16 protein-coding genes are annotated in these 18,058 nt (G+C 74.0%); 7 read left to right on the top strand and 9 right to left on the bottom strand.

What is annotated here, in order from left to right; genetic code table 11:
* The first annotated feature begins 229 nt into the window (after window positions 1-229).
* Window positions 230-1,732 (top strand): adenosylhomocysteinase, encoded by a 1,503-nt coding sequence (ahcY, locus tag D2L64_RS22210; protein WP_119579147.1) that lies wholly within the window; start codon window positions 230-232, stop codon window positions 1,730-1,732.
* Window positions 1,733-1,906: 174 nt separating this feature from the next.
* On the opposite strand, the gene D2L64_RS27670 is transcribed toward ahcY, so the two are convergent.
* Window positions 1,907-2,065 (bottom strand): hypothetical protein, encoded by a 159-nt coding sequence (locus D2L64_RS27670; protein ID WP_199714712.1) that lies wholly within the window; start codon window positions 2,063-2,065, stop codon window positions 1,907-1,909.
* Window positions 2,065-3,294 (bottom strand): RDD family protein, encoded by a 1,230-nt coding sequence (locus D2L64_RS22205; protein WP_233559091.1) that lies wholly within the window; start codon window positions 3,292-3,294, stop codon window positions 2,065-2,067. The genes D2L64_RS27670 and D2L64_RS22205 overlap by 1 nt, the downstream gene beginning before the upstream one ends.
* 44 nt (window positions 3,295-3,338) lie before the next feature.
* Between D2L64_RS22205 and D2L64_RS22200 the strand changes: the two genes are divergently transcribed.
* Window positions 3,339-4,328, top strand: a complete 990-nt coding sequence (locus tag D2L64_RS22200) for a stage II sporulation protein M (RefSeq protein ID WP_119579145.1) — start codon at window positions 3,339-3,341, stop codon at window positions 4,326-4,328.
* Window positions 4,329-4,348: 20 nt separating this feature from the next.
* Here D2L64_RS22200 and D2L64_RS22195 read toward each other — a convergent pair whose 3' ends face one another.
* Genes D2L64_RS22195 through D2L64_RS22175 form a run of 5 tightly spaced genes read right to left on the bottom strand, consistent with a single transcriptional unit; the run spans window position 4,349 to window position 9,519 of the window.
* Window positions 4,349-5,659 (bottom strand): DUF58 domain-containing protein, encoded by a 1,311-nt coding sequence (locus D2L64_RS22195; RefSeq protein WP_119579144.1) that lies wholly within the window; start codon window positions 5,657-5,659, stop codon window positions 4,349-4,351.
* Window positions 5,656-6,627, bottom strand: coding sequence for an AAA family ATPase (locus D2L64_RS22190; RefSeq protein ID WP_119579170.1), 972 nt, complete (start codon window positions 6,625-6,627; stop codon window positions 5,656-5,658). The genes D2L64_RS22195 and D2L64_RS22190 overlap by 4 nt, the downstream gene beginning before the upstream one ends.
* Window positions 6,628-6,638: 11 nt before the next feature.
* Window positions 6,639-8,024 (bottom strand): DUF4350 domain-containing protein, encoded by a 1,386-nt coding sequence (locus D2L64_RS22185; RefSeq protein ID WP_199714710.1) that lies wholly within the window; start codon window positions 8,022-8,024, stop codon window positions 6,639-6,641.
* The gene (locus tag D2L64_RS22180; protein ID WP_119579143.1) at window positions 8,021-8,677 is read right to left on the bottom strand and encodes a DUF4129 domain-containing protein; all 657 of its coding nucleotides are present in this window, start codon (window positions 8,675-8,677) and stop codon (window positions 8,021-8,023) included. Before D2L64_RS22180 ends, D2L64_RS22185 begins: the two co-directional genes overlap by 4 nt.
* The gene (locus D2L64_RS22175) at window positions 8,674-9,519 is read right to left on the bottom strand and encodes a hypothetical protein (protein WP_119579142.1); all 846 of its coding nucleotides are present in this window, start codon (window positions 9,517-9,519) and stop codon (window positions 8,674-8,676) included. The genes D2L64_RS22180 and D2L64_RS22175 overlap by 4 nt, the downstream gene beginning before the upstream one ends.
* A 211-nt stretch (window positions 9,520-9,730) precedes the next feature.
* Here D2L64_RS22175 and mtrA point away from each other — a divergent pair, with 211 nt between their 5' ends.
* The 5 genes from mtrA to hpf all read left to right on the top strand — a co-directional run bounded on the left by mtrA (window position 9,731) and on the right by hpf (window position 15,535).
* A complete protein-coding gene (mtrA, locus tag D2L64_RS22170; protein ID WP_119579141.1) occupies window positions 9,731-10,420 on the top strand; it encodes an MtrAB system response regulator MtrA in 690 nt (229 codons plus the stop codon).
* 12 nt (window positions 10,421-10,432) lie between these two features.
* Entirely contained in the window at window positions 10,433-12,181 is a 1,749-nt protein-coding gene (gene mtrB, locus D2L64_RS22165; protein ID WP_119579140.1) for an MtrAB system histidine kinase MtrB, read from the top strand.
* Complete coding sequence (locus D2L64_RS22160) at window positions 12,178-13,956, top strand: LpqB family beta-propeller domain-containing protein (RefSeq protein WP_119579139.1); 1,779 nt, start codon at window positions 12,178-12,180, stop codon at window positions 13,954-13,956. The genes mtrB and D2L64_RS22160 overlap by 4 nt, the downstream gene beginning before the upstream one ends.
* 6 nt (window positions 13,957-13,962) lie before the next feature.
* A complete protein-coding gene (locus tag D2L64_RS22155) occupies window positions 13,963-14,661 on the top strand; it encodes a ComF family protein (protein WP_119579138.1) in 699 nt (232 codons plus the stop codon).
* Between the two features lie 250 nt (window positions 14,662-14,911).
* Window positions 14,912-15,535: a ribosome hibernation-promoting factor, HPF/YfiA family gene (gene hpf / locus D2L64_RS22150; protein WP_119579137.1), complete on the top strand. Its 624-nt coding sequence runs from the start codon at window positions 14,912-14,914 to the stop codon at window positions 15,533-15,535.
* 61 nt (window positions 15,536-15,596) lie between these two features.
* Here hpf and D2L64_RS22145 read toward each other — a convergent pair whose 3' ends face one another.
* Both D2L64_RS22145 and D2L64_RS22140 read right to left on the bottom strand, forming a co-directional pair.
* Window positions 15,597-16,709 (bottom strand): GNAT family N-acetyltransferase, encoded by a 1,113-nt coding sequence (locus D2L64_RS22145; protein ID WP_119579136.1) that lies wholly within the window; start codon window positions 16,707-16,709, stop codon window positions 15,597-15,599.
* Entirely contained in the window at window positions 16,706-17,935 is a 1,230-nt protein-coding gene (locus D2L64_RS22140) for a GNAT family N-acetyltransferase (protein ID WP_233559092.1), read from the bottom strand. Before D2L64_RS22140 ends, D2L64_RS22145 begins: the two co-directional genes overlap by 4 nt.
* Window positions 17,936-18,058 lie beyond the last annotated feature (123 nt).

The following is an 18,058-nucleotide window of genomic DNA, read 5'->3' as shown; positions in this document are numbered from 1 at the left end:
TGACTCACCTCTTGCGCGGTGTGACTCTATGAGTGCGCAGCGTTGTCGCGACGAAGGTCCGGGAACGCGCGGGGGAACCAAACCGGGGGGATGCACGGGGCGGGCGGAGGTGGACGGCACACGTCCACGGCCGTTCGCCCCGTGCGCTGTCCGCAACCACCCCGCCCGGAAGCGGGCGGCGCGCGTAAGGTGGGAGGTTGCGCAGCATCATCGTCCGACAGGAGCTTTCATGACCAGCACCCTCCCGGCGTCCGCCAGTGGCACGTCGCCCGAGGCCCGGCCGCGCACCCTCGCCGAGGGCGACTACAAGGTGGCGGATCTGTCGCTCGCCGAGTTCGGGCGCAAGGAGATCCGCCTGGCCGAGCACGAGATGCCCGGCCTGATGGCGATCCGTCGTGAGTTCGCCGACGCGCAACCCCTCGCGGGCGCGCGGATCACCGGTTCGCTGCACATGACGATCCAGACCGCCGTCCTGATCGAGACCCTGGTCGCGCTCGGCGCGCAGGTCCGTTGGGCGTCCTGCAACATCTTCTCCACCCAGGACCACGCCGCGGCCGCGGTGGTCGTCGGCCCCGAGGGCACGGTGGACGCCCCGGCCGGTGTCCCGGTGTACGCCTGGAAGGGCGAGACCCTGGAGGAGTACTGGTGGTGCACCGAGCAGGTGCTCGCCTGGCCCGACGAGCAGGGCGGCCCCAACATGATCCTGGACGACGGTGGCGATGCCACGCTGCTCGTCCACAGGGGTGCCGAGTTCGAGAAGGCCGGCGCGGTGCCGCCGGTCGAGTCCGCCGACTCCGAGGAGTACGCGGTCATCCTCGGCGTGCTGCACCGCTCCCTGGCCGAGGACGGCCAGCGCTGGACCCGGATCGCCGCCGGCATCAAGGGCGTCACCGAGGAGACCACCACCGGCGTGCACCGGCTCTACGAGATGCACCGCGCCGGCACCCTGCTCTTCCCGGCGATCAACGTCAACGACTCGGTGACCAAGAGCAAGTTCGACAACAAGTACGGCTGTCGGCACTCCCTGATCGACGGCATCAACCGGGCCACCGACGTGCTGATCGGCGGCAAGATGGCGGTCGTGCTCGGCTACGGCGACGTGGGCAAGGGCTGCGCCGAGTCGCTGCGGGGCCAGGGCGCCCGGGTCGTGGTCACCGAGGTCGACCCGATCTGCGCCCTACAGGCGGCGATGGACGGCTACCAGGTCGCCACCCTGGACGACGTGGTCGAGCAGGCGGACATCTTCATCACCGCCACCGGCTGCTTCGACGTCATCACCAACGAGCACATGGCCCGGATGAAGCACCAGGCCATCGTCGGCAACATCGGGCACTTCGACAACGAGATCGACATGGCCGGTCTGGCCAAGCGCTCGGACGTCACCCGGGAGAACATCAAGCCGCAGGTGGACGTCTGGCGCTTCGACGACGGCCACGCGATCATCGTGCTCTCCGAGGGCCGCCTGCTGAACCTCGGCAACGCCACCGGTCATCCGAGCTTCGTGATGTCGAACTCGTTCGCCAACCAGACGATCGCCCAGATCGAGCTGTACACCAAGACCGCCGACTACCCGATCGGCGTCTACGTGCTGCCCAAGCACCTGGACGAGAAGGTCGCCCGGCTGCACCTGGACGCGCTCGGCGCCAAGCTGAGCACCCTCAGCAAGGTGCAGGCCGACTACCTCGGCGTCGCCGTGGAGGGCCCGTTCAAGCCGGACCACTACCGCTACTGATCGACCCGTCGAATCGGGCCGGCCCCGCGGGGCCGGCCCGATTCGACATTCCGGGCCAGCCCGTCCAGCTCTGGTCGCCCCGCCCCGGTCCGCCCCGGTCCGCCCCGGTCGGGCATCGGGCCGAGTCCGCCCCCGGTCCGAGCATCGGGCGTCCGGCGCGGCGGGGCCGGCGGGTCAGCGTGGGTCGCCGCGGCGGCGAGCGGGCCGGACCCAGGTCCAGACGCACCAGACCAGCCAGCCGACCGACACCATCGCCGCCAGGGTGCGCAGCCGCAGCGCGCTGAGCACTAGCACCACCGCGAGCACCGCCAGCCACGGCCCGAAACCTCTCATCACTGCCTCCCGGGGGTCGGTTCGACGCCGGCAACCGGCGCCGTTCGGGCATCAGGCCGGTCCGGGCCCGGCCGGGCCACTGCGGCGGTGGCCTGCGCCGGCACCGCCGGCCGTACCGGGACCATCCCGCCCGGTACCGCCGGCCGCAGGCCGACCGGTGCCGGCACGGTCGCCGGGGCATGCGGTGCCGGCACGGTCGGCGGTGCCGGCATGGTCGGCGGTGCCGGCATGGTCGCTGGTGCCGGCATGGTCGGCGGTGCTGGCGGCGCGGGTGTGGTGAACGGGGCGGGCGGCGTGGTGGCCGGTTCGTAGGCGGGTGGCCCGACGGCGGGCGGCGCGGTGACCGGTTCGAGCGAGCGGTCCCAATCCGTCGCGTCGAGTTGCGGCCAGAGCGGGGCGGCGAGTGCGCGTTCGGCGGCCAGCCGGTGGCGGGCCCGGTGGTGCCGTTCGTCGAGTACGGCCGCGAGGTAGACCGGTTCCGGCAGTCCCGGTGGTGGTGGCGGGGCGGTCACCGCGGCGACCTCCGCCCACAGCCGGCGGGCCAACTCGCCGCGGGCCGGCTCGGCGAACCGGTGCTGCCTGGCCAGGTACTGCCGGACGCTCAGGGCCAGGCCCGGGTCCAGGCGACTCAGGTCCAGGGTGCGCGCCCAACCGGCGAGCACGGGGACCATGGCCGGTACGGGAGTCCAGCGCGTGGCGGTGCGGGTGTGCACGACCATCGTGCCGGCCACCAGGTCGCCCAGCCGCCGACCACGGGCGTCGGTCAACATCACCGCCGCACCGGCCACCCAGGACAGCAGCGGCAGCACCAGGCCCGGCCACTCCACGGCGACGCCGACCAGCGCCCGGGTCAACGACTGGCGCAGCCCCACCGGGGCGCCGTCGAGGCTGACCACCCGAAGCCCGACCGCCGCCTTGCCCGGCGTCCGCCCGTGGTTGAAGCGTTCGAAGAGCACCGGGTAGCCGACCAGCACCAGGATCGCCCCGAGCGTCAGCAGGGCCCGTTCCGTCGCCAAGTCGATCATGCCGTACGGCGCGGCTGCCAGGAGCAGCCCGGCGACCCCGGCCAGCACCAGGGCGGAAACCAGTTGGATCAGGACGTCCAGCGCCAGGGCGAGGGTCCGGGAGCCGATCCGGGCGGCCCGTACGTCCAGCTCCACCGCCTCGCCGCTGACCAGGCCGGCGTCGCCCCAGGCAGGGGCGCTCGACGGTCCCGGTGCTGTGCTCACCCGGACAGTGAACACTATGATCGCGCGGACGGGGGTGGCTGGCGGTGGATCTCGACGCGTACGTCGCGGAGCACGGTGGGGAGTGGCGCCGACTGGGCCAGCTCTGCGACCGGCGTCGGCTCGACGCCGCCGAGGTCGACGAGTTGGTCGCGCTCTACCAGCGGGCCACCACCCAGCTCTCGGTGCTGCGCAGCCGCTCGCCCGATCCGGCCCTGCTGGCGGAGCTGTCCCAGGTGGTGTTGCGGGCCCGGGCCCGGCTCACCGACCGGCCGGGCTTCTCCTGGGCGGCGGTACGCCGGTTCGTGCTGGTCGGCTTCCCCGCAGCGGTCTGGCGGGCGGCGCCGTGGTGGTGCGCCGTGGCCACCGGGTTCACCCTGCTCACCTTCACCCTGATCGGCTTCGTCGCCGACAATCCGGACACCGCGGCGGCGTTCATCGGCGATGACGAAGCCGCCCAACTCGTCGATTCCGGCTTCGCCGGCTACTACACCGAGTTCTCCGCGCCGACGTTCGCCTTCCACCTGTGGACGCACAACGCCTGGCTGGCGGCCAAGTGCCTGGCCGCCGGGGTGCTGATCGTCCCGGTCGGCTACCTGCTGTGGCAGAACGTGGTGAACATCGGGGTGGTCGGTGGGGTGATGGTCTCCTACGGTCGGGCCGACGTCTTCTTCGGCCTGATCACCCCGCATGGCCTGCTGGAGCTGACCGGGGTGTTCGTGGCTGCCGGGGTGGGTCTGCGTACCGGCTGGGCGTGGATCGCGCCGCCCGGGCAGCTGACCCGGGGGCAGGCGGTGGCCCGGGCCGGACGCGACGCCGTCGTGGTCGCCGTCGGGCTGGTCGGGCTCTTCGCGGTCTCGGCGGTGATCGAGGCGTTCGTGACTCCCGCCCCGCTACCGGCGATGGTGCGGATCGCCGTCGGCGCGAGCGCCTGGCTCGGTTTCCTCGGCTACGTCCTGCTGCTCGGCGCCCGCGCCCGCGGGCACCCGACCGACCAGGGGGCCGCCGGGGACGTGGACCTCGAAGTCGCCCGCTGACCGCCGCATCGGTGCGCGGGTCAGAGCCGACCGGTGGCCTTGAGGTGCAGGTAGGCGTCGGCGAGGGCGGACGGCAGGCGCGGGGCGGGTACGTCGACGACGGTGACGCCGTGGCGGGTCAGCGCTGCCGTCAGGCGGTCACGTTCGGCGAGCGTACGCCAGGCGGCAGCCGCGGCGTAGGCGTCCCGGGGCCGTCGGGGCGGGGTGCTGGTGAGCGCGACCAGCACCGGATCCTGTGCCGCCGCCACCAGCACCCGGTGCCGCGCGGTCAACCGGGGCAACACCGGCAGGAGCCCTTCGCCGAGCGCGCCGGGCTCCAGCGCGGTGAGGAGCACCACCAGGCTGCGCGGGCGGTGCCGGCGCAGCAGCTCACCGACGATCAGCCGGTAGTCCGTCTCCGTCAGCGCCGGTTGCAGCGGGGCCAGGGTGTGCGCCAGCCGGGGCCACTGGGCCGGTCGTTCGGCACCGAGGACCGACGCGCGTGCCGCACTGTCGGCGGCGAGTACGTCCACCCGGTCACCGGCGCGCGCCGCCAGCGCGGTGAGCAGCAACGTCGCCTCGATCGAGGTGTCCAACCGGGGCTCGTCGCCGAGCCGAACCGCCGAGGTGCGGCCGGTGTCCAGCACGCAGACCAGCCGCCGGTCCCGTTCCGGTCGCCAGCTCCGCACCAGCACCTCGGCCCGGCGGGCGCTGGCCCGCCAGTCGATGGAACGCACGTCGTCCCCGGGCACGTACTCGCGCAGGGTGTCGAACTCGGTGCCCGCGCCGCGTCCCTGACCGACCTGCGTACCGTCGATCACCCGCAGCCGGGACAGCTTCTCCGGCAGGTGCCGTCGGGCGTCGAAGCGGGGCACCACGCGCAGGGTCCACGGCGGTGTGTCCGGTCGGCCGGTGCGCTGGCGGTAGGCCAACCCGAGCGGCCCGAGCGAGCGGACGGTCAGCGTCGCCGCGGGCCGGTCCCCGCGCCGGGTGGGGGTCAGCCGGCTGGGCAGCGCCAGTACGTCACCGGGGGCGACGTGCACCACCCGGCCCGGCGGTACGTCCGGCCGGGCTCCGGCCGACGGCACCCAGGCGTCGCGGACCTGGGCGCGCATCGTACGGCCGGAGGTGTTGTGTAGGTGCAGGGTGACCGTGGCGGTGCCGCCGAGGCGTACCGAACGCTCGCCGTCGCGGTGCGCGGTGAGCGCCCGTAGCGGCGCGGCCAGCGCCAGGTCCACGCCGATCAGCAGGAGGACCGCGCCGGTCATCACCGCCACCCCGACGAAGGGTGCCGGCCAGGCGGGCAGGGTCAGCGCGCCGGCCGCGAGCAGGGCTGCCGCCCGCCACGTCATCGTGGCGTCGGCACGGTGGCCAGCACCGTGTCCAGCACGGCGTCCACCCCGACGCCCTCCAACTCGACCTCCGGGCGCAGCCGCAGCCGGTGCCGCAGGGTGGGCCGCGCCATCGCCTTGACGTCGTCGGGCACCACGTGGTCGCGGCCGGTCAGCCAGGCCCACGCCTTGGCGGTGCCGAGCAGTGCCGTCGCGCCGCGCGGGGAGGCGCCGAGTTCCAGCGCGGGCGTGGCGCGGGTGGCCCGGCACAGGTCGACGATGTAGCCGAGCAGCGGCTCGGCGACGTGCACCCGACCGACGGCCGCGCGGGCCGTCGCCAGGTCGCTCGCGCCGGCCACCGCGCGCACCCCGGCGGCGGCCAGGTCCCGGGGGTCGAAGCCGGCGTGGTGGGCGCGCAGTACGCCCAGTTCCTCGTCCCGGGCGGGCAGCGGCACGGTGAGCTTGAGCAGGAACCGGTCCAGCTGGGCCTCCGGCAGCGGGTACGTGCCCTCGTACTCCACCGGGTTCTGGGTGGCGGCGACGATGAACGGGTCGGGCAGCGCGCGGCGCTCGCCCTCGACGGTGACCTGCCGTTCCTCCATCACCTCCAGCAGCGCGGACTGGGTCTTCGGCGGGGTCCGGTTGATCTCGTCGGCGAGCAGCAGGTTGGTGAAGACCGGCCCCTCCCGGAAGGTGAAGGCGGCGGTGCGGGAGTCGAAGATCATCGAGCCGGTGACGTCACCCGGCATCAGGTCGGGGGTGAACTGCACCCGCCGGTCGGTGAGGTCGAGCGCGGCGGCCACGGTACGCACCAACAGCGTCTTCGCCACCCCCGGTACCCCTTCCAGCAGCACGTGGCCGCGGCAGAGCAGGGCGACGATCAGGCCGGTGACCACGCCGTCCTGCCCGACGACCGCCTTGGCGACCTCGGCGCGCAACCGGTGCAACGCTGCCCGGGCGGGGTCGGTGGCGAGCGGATCGGCGGTCATCGTGGGTCGGGTCACCGGGGGTCTCCTTCGGAGCGGGGTTGCGGCGGCGTGGCGGGCGCCTGCCGGGAGTGGTCGGTCCGGCCGGTAGCGCCGTCGTGCCGGGCGGTGCGGTCCAGCTCGCCGGCCAGGTCCAACAGTTCGCGGTCGGTGCTCGGGGCGTCGCCGTGGAGCAGTTCGTGGACCCGCTCCGGGCGACCGCCGGTGCCGGCGGCCACGGCCGCCGCGACGTCGGTCGGCGGCGCGTCGGTCGGCAGGTGCAGCCGGCGGGTCAGCCGGAACCGTGCGGCGGCCCGGAGTGTCTCGGCGACGCTCTGCCGGGCCTTCGCCCGCTGGTAGAGCCGTGCCCGGCCGAGCACGGTCTCGGCCGCGGGCACGGACACCGGCAGCGGTTCCGGGGTGGGCGGGCCGAACCGGCGGGCCCGCGCCGCGGCCACCAACAGCGCGGCCAGGGCCAGCTGCGCGAGCAACGCCCAGAACCAGGGCGGGAAGGCGGACCAGAGCGGGTTGGCGGTCTGCTCCCGGCCCGCCCCGCCGGACGCGTCGCCGCCACCGTGGGGACTCGGCGTCTCCTCGACGCCACCTGAACCCTGCTCGTCCGGGTCGACGGGTGGGTCGTAGACCGGGCCGTCGAGGTCGGGTTCGGCCGGCGGCGAGGTGGGCGGGACGCTGAGTCTGGGTGGTGCCGGCGCGGGGCCGTCGAGGTCCAGCCAGATCACCCGACCGGTGGTGGCCAGCAGGGCGGTGGCGAAGGCCCGGTTGTCCCACTCGTCGATCCGGCTGTTGCGGAATGGGTCGCTGGCACCCACGACGATGCTCTCCGCCGGGCCGGACAACCGGGCCACCCCGGCCCCGAAGCAGAGATCGACGGCGCCGGACGTGCCGGTCGGGGCGTACCGCTGCCGCTCGACGGCGACCGTCCCGGCGGGGCTGACCTCGGCCAGCGGACAGGGCCGCGGGGTGTGTGGGCCGGCGGCCCGGGCCGCCCACCGTCGACTGGTCGGCCGCAGCGGCAACCCGGCGCCGGCCAGCACCCGCCGCGGCGGGTCGACCAGGACCAACCGGATGCCCTCGGGCAACATGCCCAGCCGGTCGACGGTCTGTGGATGCAGCAGTTCCGGTGCCGGGACGAACAGGGTGGCCGGACCGGACCGGGTGGCCCGCAGCGCCCGGAGGGTGTCGACCTCGCGCTGCACCAGCACCCCTCGGCCGGCGAGCCCGGCGGCCAACCGGCTGCCGCCGTCGTCCCCGGTGGCCACCGGCGACAGGAAGCCCTCGTCGGTCTGGGCCGGCTGGTCGATCGCGCGGGTGACCAGCGTGGTGACGAGCACCAACGCGCCCAGCAACACCGGGATCAGGATCCGATGGCGGCGGGTCCGGCGCCGGGTACGAGTGTTCACCGGGCCGGCTCCTCGGGCCGGTTCCCGAGGGTGCTCGCCGGAGCGGCGTCGGTATCGGGCCCGCCCGGCGGGACGGGGGTGCCGTCGGTCTCCCCGTCGAGCAGGTGCCGTAGCCGGGTGGTGTGCTCGCGCATCCGGTGGTCCTGCTCGGCGGTGGCGGGACGCTGGGCGTACCAGGCCTGGGCGAAGATCGCCGCGGCGGCGGCGAGGAACGGTCCGGCGGCCGGGCGGCGGGCGGTGGCCGTGCTGACGATCTCGGTGACGGTCATCCCGGGGCGGACCCGCACACCGCGCCGGGCCAGGTCGTGGACCAGGGACCGCAGCCGTTCGCGGATGGCCTCCGCGTAGCGGCCATCGGCGGCGAGCCGGTCGGCCAGCCGCTCGGCCGACCTGGCGGCGTCGACCTGCGGCGTCGCGGATTCGGGGGCGGCGGTGGCCGGCGGGGGCGGGGGGCCGGCGGTGGGCCGGCGGCGCGGCCGGGGGGCGCGCCTGCGGCGTGGACGCGGCAGCCGGCGGGGCACCCAGGCGGGGTAGGTGTACCAGGCGGTCGCGGCCAGCGCGGTCGCCAGCACCAGCAGCAGCGCGGCCAGCGGGAGTGGAAGGCGGTCACCGAGCGCCGCCGTGGTCTCGGTCCACCACCGGTCGAAGCTCATCCGTGGACCGCCAGCCGGGTGGCCCGCGGTACGCCGACGGGGGTCCGGGCGAGCTGGATGTCGAGTCCCTCGGTGCGGATCCGGGTCTCCAGGTGCAGGACCGCGTCCAGGCAGGCCAGCGCGGCGTAGCCGACCGTGTTCACGGCCGCCCAGATCAGCATGGCCACGGCCACGGCCCGGTCGGGCGGCACCGGGCCGAGCGCGGAGAGCCCGACGAACAGGCCCCAGCCGAGGCCGACCCGCAGGATCCACCAGAGCAGGTAGCCGAGCAGCCGCAGGGCCGCGCCCCGGCCGTCCACGCGCAGCGCGAGGGTGACCGCGCGGGGCAGGGCGCGACCCGGCGCGACCCGGTCGAGCGCCAGCGCCGGAGCCACCGCGCCGAGCAGGGCGAAGCCGACGAACCAGGTCGGACCGGCCAGGGACGCGAGCAGCATCGTGGCGCCGACGACCAGGCAGAGCAGGGCGGTCGCGCCCCAGCGGGCACCGGTGGGGCGCAGCAGTTCCCGGCCGGTGATCCGGTGACCGACCAGCGCGGCACCGGCCGCGCGGGCGGCCGGATTGCCGAGCAGCATGATGATCATGGCTTCGCCGGCCGCGCCGACGGCGAGCAGGAACAGGAAGGGGCCGAGGTTGCCGAGCCCGGCCGCCCACCACAGCGGCGGATCGGCGCCGACGGCGGTGCGCAGGGGGAGCAGCAGGAGTTGCTCGCCGACGGCCAGCACCGCGGCGAGCGGGAGCAGGACACCAGCGTGGCCCCGCAGCAGCAGTACGGCGGAGTCGAGCAGTTCACCGACGGTGAGTGGGCGGCCAGGGAGTGCCGCGGTCGAGCCGACGTCGGGCACGCGTACTCCTGTCCAGGACTGGATTCTGGCGCGCGAGGGCGCGGCCAGGGATCATGTTGACACGCGCGAGTGCCCGGGTGGACACCCCGCCCGCCGGGGCGGCTCGGGTGAGTGCTGCAACCGCCGGTGCTGGGCGCGGCGCCCGTGACGGCAGTAGCGTGCCGGGTGACGCCGAACCCACCGAACTGAACGGGATGGAAACATTAACCCCATGAGAGCCCGGGTACTGGTGGTCGACGACGACCCCGCGCTCGCCGAGATGCTCGGCATCGTCCTGCGCAGCGAGGGTTTCATGCCCTCTTTCGTGGCGGACGGGGAACGGGCCCTGGCCGCGTTCCGCGACAACCGGCCCGACATCGTCCTGCTCGACCTGATGCTGCCCGGAATGAGCGGCATTGATGTCGCTCGGGCGATTCGGGCGGAATCGGGGGTGCCGATCGTGATGCTGACCGCCAAGAGCGACACGGTCGACGTCGTGCTCGGCCTGGAGTCGGGGGCGGACGACTACGTGGTGAAGCCGTTCAAGCCCAAGGAGCTGGTGGCCCGGATGCGGGCGCGGCTGCGGCGGGGGGAGGATGCCGCCCCCGAGCTGCTCACCATCGGACCACCCGGCAACCAGATCTCCATCGACGTGCCGGCCCACACCGTCAGCCGCAACGGCGAGGAGGTGAAGCTGACGCCGCTGGAGTTCGACCTGCTGGTCGCGCTGGCCCGCAAGCCGCGTCAGGTCTTCACCCGCGAGGTGCTGCTGGAGCAGGTCTGGGGATACCGGCATGCGGCCGACACCCGCCTGGTCAACGTGCACGTGCAGCGCCTCCGCGCCAAGATCGAGCCGGATCCGGAGCGGCCGGAAATCATCCTCACCGTGCGGGGCGTGGGTTACAAGGCGGGTACCGGATAGCCTGGTCGCACTGTGACCACCTCCCCGATCCCCGATCTCGACGCGACCCGTCGGCGTGGTGCCGTACGGGAGCTGTGGCGTGGGTTGAGCGGTCGGGCCCTGCGGTTGTTCGCCGGGCTGCACCAGACCTGGCGCCGCTCGTTGCAGGTGCGTGTGGTGACCATCACGCTGGTGGTCTCGAGCCTGCTGGTGGGCGGCTTCGCGTACCTGATCGCAGACAAGATCACCAGCATCCTGCTGGAGAACGCCAAGATCGACGTCCAGCAGCGGCTGACCAGCGGTGCCGAGTACGCGGCCAAGCAGTTCAGCCTCTACAGCCAGCCGCAGGAGGCCCAGCTCCAGGAGACCATCGACGGCACGGTCAACTACCTGGCCGGCGGCGACCCGCAGCAGACCAGCGGGGTGGTGGTCGCGGTGACCGCGGACGGCACCGGCGGGATGATCCTGCCGCGCAGCTCGCCCGCGGTGGAGGACTTCCGGCCGTTGATCAGCCCGGAACTGCGGGCGGCGGTGGCCGGCGGCAACGTGGCCAACCAGATCCGCACCGGCCGCCTCATCGGCGACCGGGACATGAAGTACCTGGTCTACGGCTCGCCGGTGCCGACCCGTTTCGGCCAGGTGGAGCTCTACTACTTCGTACCGCTGACGCTGCAGGACACCACCGCCGCCCAGGCCCGCGCCACGGTGGTGGCCACCGGCGCCGCCCTGGTGCTGCTGCTCGGCCTGCTCGCCGCGCTGGTGACCCGGCTGGTGGTGACCCCGGTACGGGTGGCCGCGCGGACCGCCCAGCGGCTCTCCGCCGGGCTGCTCGACCAGCGGATGGCGGTCAACGGCGAGGACGATCTCGCCCTGCTCGCCGCGTCGTTCAACCAGATGGCCACCAACCTGCAACGGCAGATCCTGCGCCTGGAGGAGATGTCCCGGCTGCAACGCCGGTTCACCTCGGACGTCTCGCACGAGCTGCGTACCCCGCTGACCACGGTCCGGATGGCCGCCGACCTGATCTTCGCCGAGCGCGACGAGTTCGAACCGGCGGTGGCCCGCAGCGCCGAGTTGCTCCAGGCCGAGCTGGACCGGTTCGAGGAGTTGCTGACCGACCTGCTGGAGATCAGCCGGTTCGACGCCGGCTTCGCGGTGCTCGACGCCGAGCCGACCGACCTGGTGCCGGTGGTGCACCGGGTGGTGGACCGCCTCGCCGGGCTGGCCGAGCGGGTCGGGGTGGCGATCGAACTGGACGTGCCGACCGCGCCGGTGATCGCCGAGATCGACCCGCGCCGGGTCGAACGGGTACTGCGCAACCTGGTCGGCAACGCCGTCGAGCACGGCGAGGGCCGGCCGGTACGGATCACCCTGGGGATGGACGAGACCGCCGTCGCGGTGACCGTCCGGGACCACGGGGTGGGGCTCAAGCCGGGTGAGGAGAAGTTGGTCTTCAACCGGTTCTGGCGGGCTGACCCGTCCCGGGCCCGGCAGACCGGCGGCACCGGTCTGGGCCTGTCGATCAGCCTGGAGGACGCCCGGTTGCACGGCGGTTGGCTGGAGGCGTGGGGCGCGCCGGGGCAGGGCGCCCAGTTCCGGCTCACCCTGCCGGCGCGGGCCGGTGATCGGCTGACCACCTCGCCGCTGCGCCTGGTGCCCGCGGACGCGGCGGTGCCGTTCGGCGGGGTGCCCGCCGGTGGCCTGCTGGCCATCGGTCCGGCGCCGGACGGGACGATCGCGGTCGGCCCGGTGCCGGAACGGCGGGCGGAGGTGGGCTCGTGAGGGGACGTCTGCTCGGTGGCGCGCTCGGCGGCGTGCTGCTGCTGACCGGGGTGGTCGGGTGCGGCATCCCCGACCGGTCCGAGGTGCAGATCGAGCGGCGCGGTCCGGCCGCGGAGACCAGCTGGTCGCTGGGCCGGGGCAGCGAGCCGCCGAACCGGGAGGCCAGTGGCAGCGACGCCCAGGCGTTCGTGCGCAACTTCCTGGCCGCCGCGGCGGGCGAACCGGACCGGGCGTACGAGCGGGTCAAGCAGTTCATCGCGGTGGCCGACCGCGGTCGGCTGCAGGCGAAGCAGGGCAGCGAGGTGGCGCTGTCGGTGGTCCGCCTCACCGACAACCCGGTGATCGCGCCGGACGTCGACAGCATGAAGGTCACCATCTCCGTGCAGCAGGTCGGGCTGCTGCGGGCCAACGGGATGCTCGTCCCGCCGCTGGCCACCGAGACGACGTACGAGTTCCAGCTGGTCAACGCCGGCCCGGCCGGCCAGGACGACGCCGGCTTCTACGTCAGCAACCCGCCGAACGTGCTGCTGCTCAGCGACGACGCGCTGCGCCGCTACTACCAGGCCGAGTCGATCTACTTCTGGAACTCCGAACGCAACCGGCTCGTGCCCGACCAGCGCTACCTCTCCTCGGCGGTCCCGCCCGAGCGGCGGGTCAGCGAGGTGGTCCGCTGGTTGACCGCCGGCCCCTCGGAGTGGCTGCGGGTCGGCGTCTCCGGGCTGCCCGACCGGACCGAGATGATCAACAACGCCACCGGTTCGGACGGCCGGTGGGAGGTCAACCTCGACATGCCCGGCGCCGACGACACCCGGCTGGACCAGTTCGCCACCCAGCTGGCCTGGTCGTTGTCGGAGCTGGACGGCACCGTCGAGATCAAGATTCTCAACCAGTCCCGGCGGCTGGTCGACCTGGGCGAGCAGCGGTCGGCCAACCAGTTGGACTGGCCGGACGGGGCGCGGCGGTTCTGCGTCTACGAGGGGGCGATCCACGCGCTCGCGGTGGCCAACGAGCCGGTGGACGCGGTCCCGGTGGCCGCCGAGGCGAACCGGAACGTGGTCTCCGCCGGACTGCGGCGCGCCGGTGACGACATCCTGGCCGCCCTGGTGGTGGCCACCGGGGACGGCCGCCAGCGGCTGAGCGTCGGCCGGGGTCGGGGCACGGTGGAGCACTTCACCCCCGGCCCGGTGCACGCCGCGCTCGGTCGGCCGGTCTGGCTGCGCAACGACGGCGACCAGCTGTTCGGCATGGTGATCGCAGACGGCCAGCTGTACCGCTTCGACGAGCAGGCGGCGATGTGGCCGGTGCAGCTCGGTCTGCCGGGGCGGGTCGACGCGGTGGCCGCCGCGCTGGACGGGCACCGGATCGCCCTGATCGTCGACGGCGCGCTGTACGTGGCCGCGATCAGCTGGCAGGGCGGGGTGCCCACGGTCGGTCCGGCCCGTCGGCTGGTCACCTCCCTGACTCGGTTGACGGCGGTCGAATGGTGGGCGGAGGGCCGGCTGTTGGTGGCCGGTACCGCCGGGCGTCCGGCGATCCACGACGTCAGCGTGGACGGTGTGCTGGAGACCCGGCTGCGCGACGACGCCGGTGCATCGGTCAGCCACCTGGCCGCGTACCCGGCCACGCCGTACTCTCCGCTGGCCGGGGCGTTCATGTACGAGGCCAACGGGGTGATCTACCGCAACAGCCCGTTCGAGCGGATCGTGCGGGAGCAGGTCCAGGACGTCGCCCTACCACCGGCCGGGGATCCCACCGCGCCCTTCTTCCTCTACTGAGCAGCCGTGCTGGGCGGGCTGTGGTCGGACCTGACCGACCTGGTGCTGCCCGCGGAGTGCGCCGGCTGTCGACGACAGCGGTCCGGCCTGCGGCACGGCGTCTGCCCGGAGTGCGTGGCCGTGCTGGGTGCCCTGCGGCCCCGGCCGGTACGCCCCACGCCCGCCCCACCGGGACTACCGCCCTGCCACGCCCTCGGCTGGTACGCCGGGCCGTTGCGGGAGACCCTGCTCGCGTACAAGGACCATGGTCGACACGGCCTGGCCCGGCCGCTCGGCGCGCTGCTCGCCGAGGTGGTGGCGGCGGCGATCGGCCCGCCGCGGCCGGTGGTGCTGGTGCCGGTGCCGGACACCGCGGCGGCGGCTCGCGCCCGCTACGGCGACCACCTCGGTCGGCTGACCCGGCACTGTGCCCACCGGCTGCGCGCGGCGGGCTGGCCGGTGCGGGTGCGCCGGCCGGTACGCGCGGCACCACGGCCGGACTCCGTCACGCTGGACAGCGCCGGCCGGGCGGCGGCGGCCTCGGCCGCCTTCCGGATCCGGTCGGGGACCGGCCCGGTGCCGTCCGGTACGGCGGTGGTGTTGCTGGACGACATCGTCACCACCGGCGCCACCCTCGCCGCCATCAGCCGGACGCTGAACGTGAACGGACTGTCGCCGTCGGTGGCGGCGGTGTTGGCGGCGACCGAGAAAAGGCACCAGCGGTGACCCATCGTGTTTCCAATTCACCCCTTCGTGTGTGAGCGGTGGAAATTCCTTGGTGGTCTTGGCAACTGGGGGTGACTGTCGGGCCAACAGGAGTTAGCGTTTGCCTGTCGGGGGTAGGAGAGCTATCCCACCCACCCCCGGCGGTGAGAGGAGGCGTAGCCGTATTGACCGGTCGACGCCGAGCGGGACCCCTCCCCGGACGTGCGACCGGAGTTCTCGGATCAAAGACCGTCCGAACAAGGGAGGTCACGTGGACATCGTGGTCAAGGGCCGTAACGTTGAAGTGCCGGACCATTACCGAGTGCACGTAGCAGAAAAGCTCGCGAAGATCGAACGCTACGACCACAAGCTAATCCGTGCCGAGGTCGAACTGTTTCATGAGCGCAATCCGCGCCAGGCCGACCACTGCCAGCGGGTGGAAATCACCTGCTTCTCCCGGGGCCCGGTAATCCGGGCCGAGGCCTGCACCAGCGATTTCTACAGCGCGCTGGACGCCGCGATCGCCAAGCTGGACGCCCGGCTGCGCCGCGCCGCCGACCGCCGCCGCGTACACCGTGGCCGGCACGCTCCGCTGTCGGTCGCCGCCGCCACCGCCGGCCTACCGGTGACCGACCTGCCCGCCCTGGCCACGTCGGCCGGCACCGCGACCGCCGTCGCCGAGCGGGTCGAGGAAGACGAGTACGACGACCAGCCGTGGCACCTCGCCCGGGAGAAGGTCCACCCGGCCGAGCCGATGACCGTCGATGACGCGCTCTTCCAGATGGAACTCGTGGGTCACGACTTCTACCTGTTCCAGGACAAGGAATCCGGCCGGCCGAGCGTGGTCTACCGGCGGCACGCCTACGACTACGGCATCATCTCGCTGGACATCTGACCGGCACGGGCCGGGACGACTGTCGTCCCGGCCCGCGTCGTCCGGTGGGCCGCTGCGCGCATCACCGCGTCAGGTCGCCGGGCAGCAGGGCGTACACGGTGGAGTCGGCCCGGGTGCCGGACCCGCCGGGCAGCCGCCCGCGCAGCTGTCCCTCGTACCGGAAACCGGCCCGCTCCAGCACCCGTCGGGAGGCCACGTTCTCCGGCAGGGTGCCGGCCCAGATCCGGGCCAGACCGACCCGGTCGAAGCCCCACCGGGCGAGCAGTCGTACCGTCCGACCGGCGTAGCCGCGGCCCCGCCAGTCCGGGAACAGGCTGTAGCCGAGCATCGCCTGACCGGTGGCGGGCTGGTCGTAGATCAACGCACAACTGCCGGCCACCGCGTCCGACTCGGCGTCGAGGATGGTCATCGAGGCGGCGGTACCGGTCAGCCACTGACTCGCCGCGGCCAGGCCACGGCGGTCGATCTCCTCGCGGGTCGGCACGCCCGGCGGCACCCGGCTGGCGGCCACGTCCGGGCCGGTGTGCAGGCGGTACATCTGGTCTGCGTCCGCCGGCTCCAGCGGCCGCAGCACGACCACACCGTCGGTGAGCCGACCGTCGGGCAGGTCCGGCAGCGGGCGCGGGTACGGTCCGGGCGGGTCGTCGGCGAGGCGTACCCACACCGTCAGGTCCCGGCGGCCGCCGCCGCGTACCGGGGCGGCGCCGCGGCGTACCCCCTCGGGCCGGAACCCGGCCGCCAGCGCGACCCGCTGGCTGATCGAGTTCTCGACGTGGGCGAGCAGTTCCAGCCGGGCGAAGCCGTCGGCGAAGGCGCGGCCGGCGAGCGCCCGGGTCGCCGCCCCGGCCACGCCCCGGCCGCGTGCCGACGGTGCCACCCAGTAGCCGATCTCGGCCTGGTTCCGCTGCGGCACCGGGTTGCTCAGCCCGACGGTGCCGAGCAGCCGATCGGTCGCCGGGTCGGCGACGGCGTACGCGGCCCCACCACCGGCGAAGGCGGCCGGCGCGCCCTCGGCGACCCACCGCCGGGCGTCGGCCTCGGTGTACGGGCTGGGCAGTCCGTCGAGGAACCGCTGGGTGAGCGGGTCGGCGCAGCCGGCGGTGACGTCCGGGACGTCGGCCGGGCGGAACGGGCGCAGCCGCAGGCCCTCCGCGTCGATGGTCTCCGGCTTCACACCGCCACCTCGCCCGTGATCAACTGCCCGCCGCCGAGCGTGCCCTGCCCGCCGTCGAGCGTGCCCTGCCCGGCTCCGGTCAGGTCTTCGGCGAGCAGCGCGCCGACCCAGGCGTCGACCCGGGTGCCCCGATGGTTGAGGGCGTTGCGGGCGACGCCCTCGACGGTGAAGCCGGCCTTCTCGGCGACCCGGCGGGAGGCGACGTTGCCGACGTTGGCCCGCCACTCGATCCGGGCCAGTCCGAGCGCGGCGAATCCCCAGGCGCAGAGTGCGAGCAGCGCCGCCGGCTGGTAGCCCCGGCCCCGGGCGTGTGGCGCGGTGAGGAAGCCGACGTCGGCCAGCAGTGGGTCGGTGGCGCTCAGGCGCAGGTCGATCGAGCCGGCGTAGCGGTCCTGCCTGTCGGCGATCACGAAGCAGGCGGCGGTGCCGCCGGCCCAGGTGTCCCGGCAGTGGCTCAGGAACGATTCGGCGGCCGGCCGATCGTACTCCTGCGGCAGCGTGGTCCACCGCTGGGTGTCCGGATCCTGGCAGGCGATCACCACCGCGTCGAGGTCGCCTTCCTCCATCGGGCGGAGCCGCAGCTCGTGCGCCCCGGCGGAGGCGAAGAGGGTGGGTTGCGGCCGGCCGAAGACGGCCGCCCGGCGGGCCGCCAGCGTGTCCGGCCCGGCGGGGCCGACCTCGCCGGGCGCCGGTACGTCACCGGGCAGCAGCGAGCCGAACCACTCGTGGCCGCGTTCGGTCTCGGCGGCGCGTAGCCGTCCCTCCACCTGGAAGCCGCAGCGCAGGGCGACCAGCCGCGAGGCGTGGTTGCCGGTCGCGGCACTCCAGACCAGCCGGCGCAGCCCGAGTTCCGCGAACGACCACCGGGCCAGCGCCCGGACCGCGCGTACCGCGACGCCGCGACCGCGCGCCCAGGGCGCGGTCCAGTAGCCGATCTCGCTGAGTTCGCGGTTCCGGTCGATGGTGTGCAGGTCACAGCCGCCGAGCAGGTCGCCGGTGGCGGCGTCGCAGACCGCGAAGGGCGCGGCGGTGCCTGCCTCCAGCCGCTGCGCCCGCCTGGCGACGAATGCCCGCGCGTGTTCCGGTAGGTACGGATGCGGGATGCTGGTCGAGCGCTGGATGTCCGGGTCCTGGAAGGCGCGGTGCACGTCGTCGGCGTCCTCGGCGCGCCACGGCCGTAACACCAGACCGTCCTCGATGATCTCCACAGGCTCCACCCGACCCATCGTGCCGGATCGTTCGCCCACGGCGTAACCGGAAAACGAGCGTCCGGACCGGCCAGCCGAGCGTTATGTCGGTTTCGGGGTGGCCGACCGCCGCCACCAGTGACCATCGGCCCGATGGAACGC

This window comes from Micromonospora radicis, from assembly GCF_003583405.1.
In the GTDB taxonomy this organism is placed as follows: Bacteria; Actinomycetota; Actinomycetes; order Mycobacteriales; family Micromonosporaceae; genus Micromonospora; species Micromonospora radicis.
Note: the sequence above shows the minus strand (reverse complement) of the source record. Positions and strands in the feature narration are given on the sequence as shown.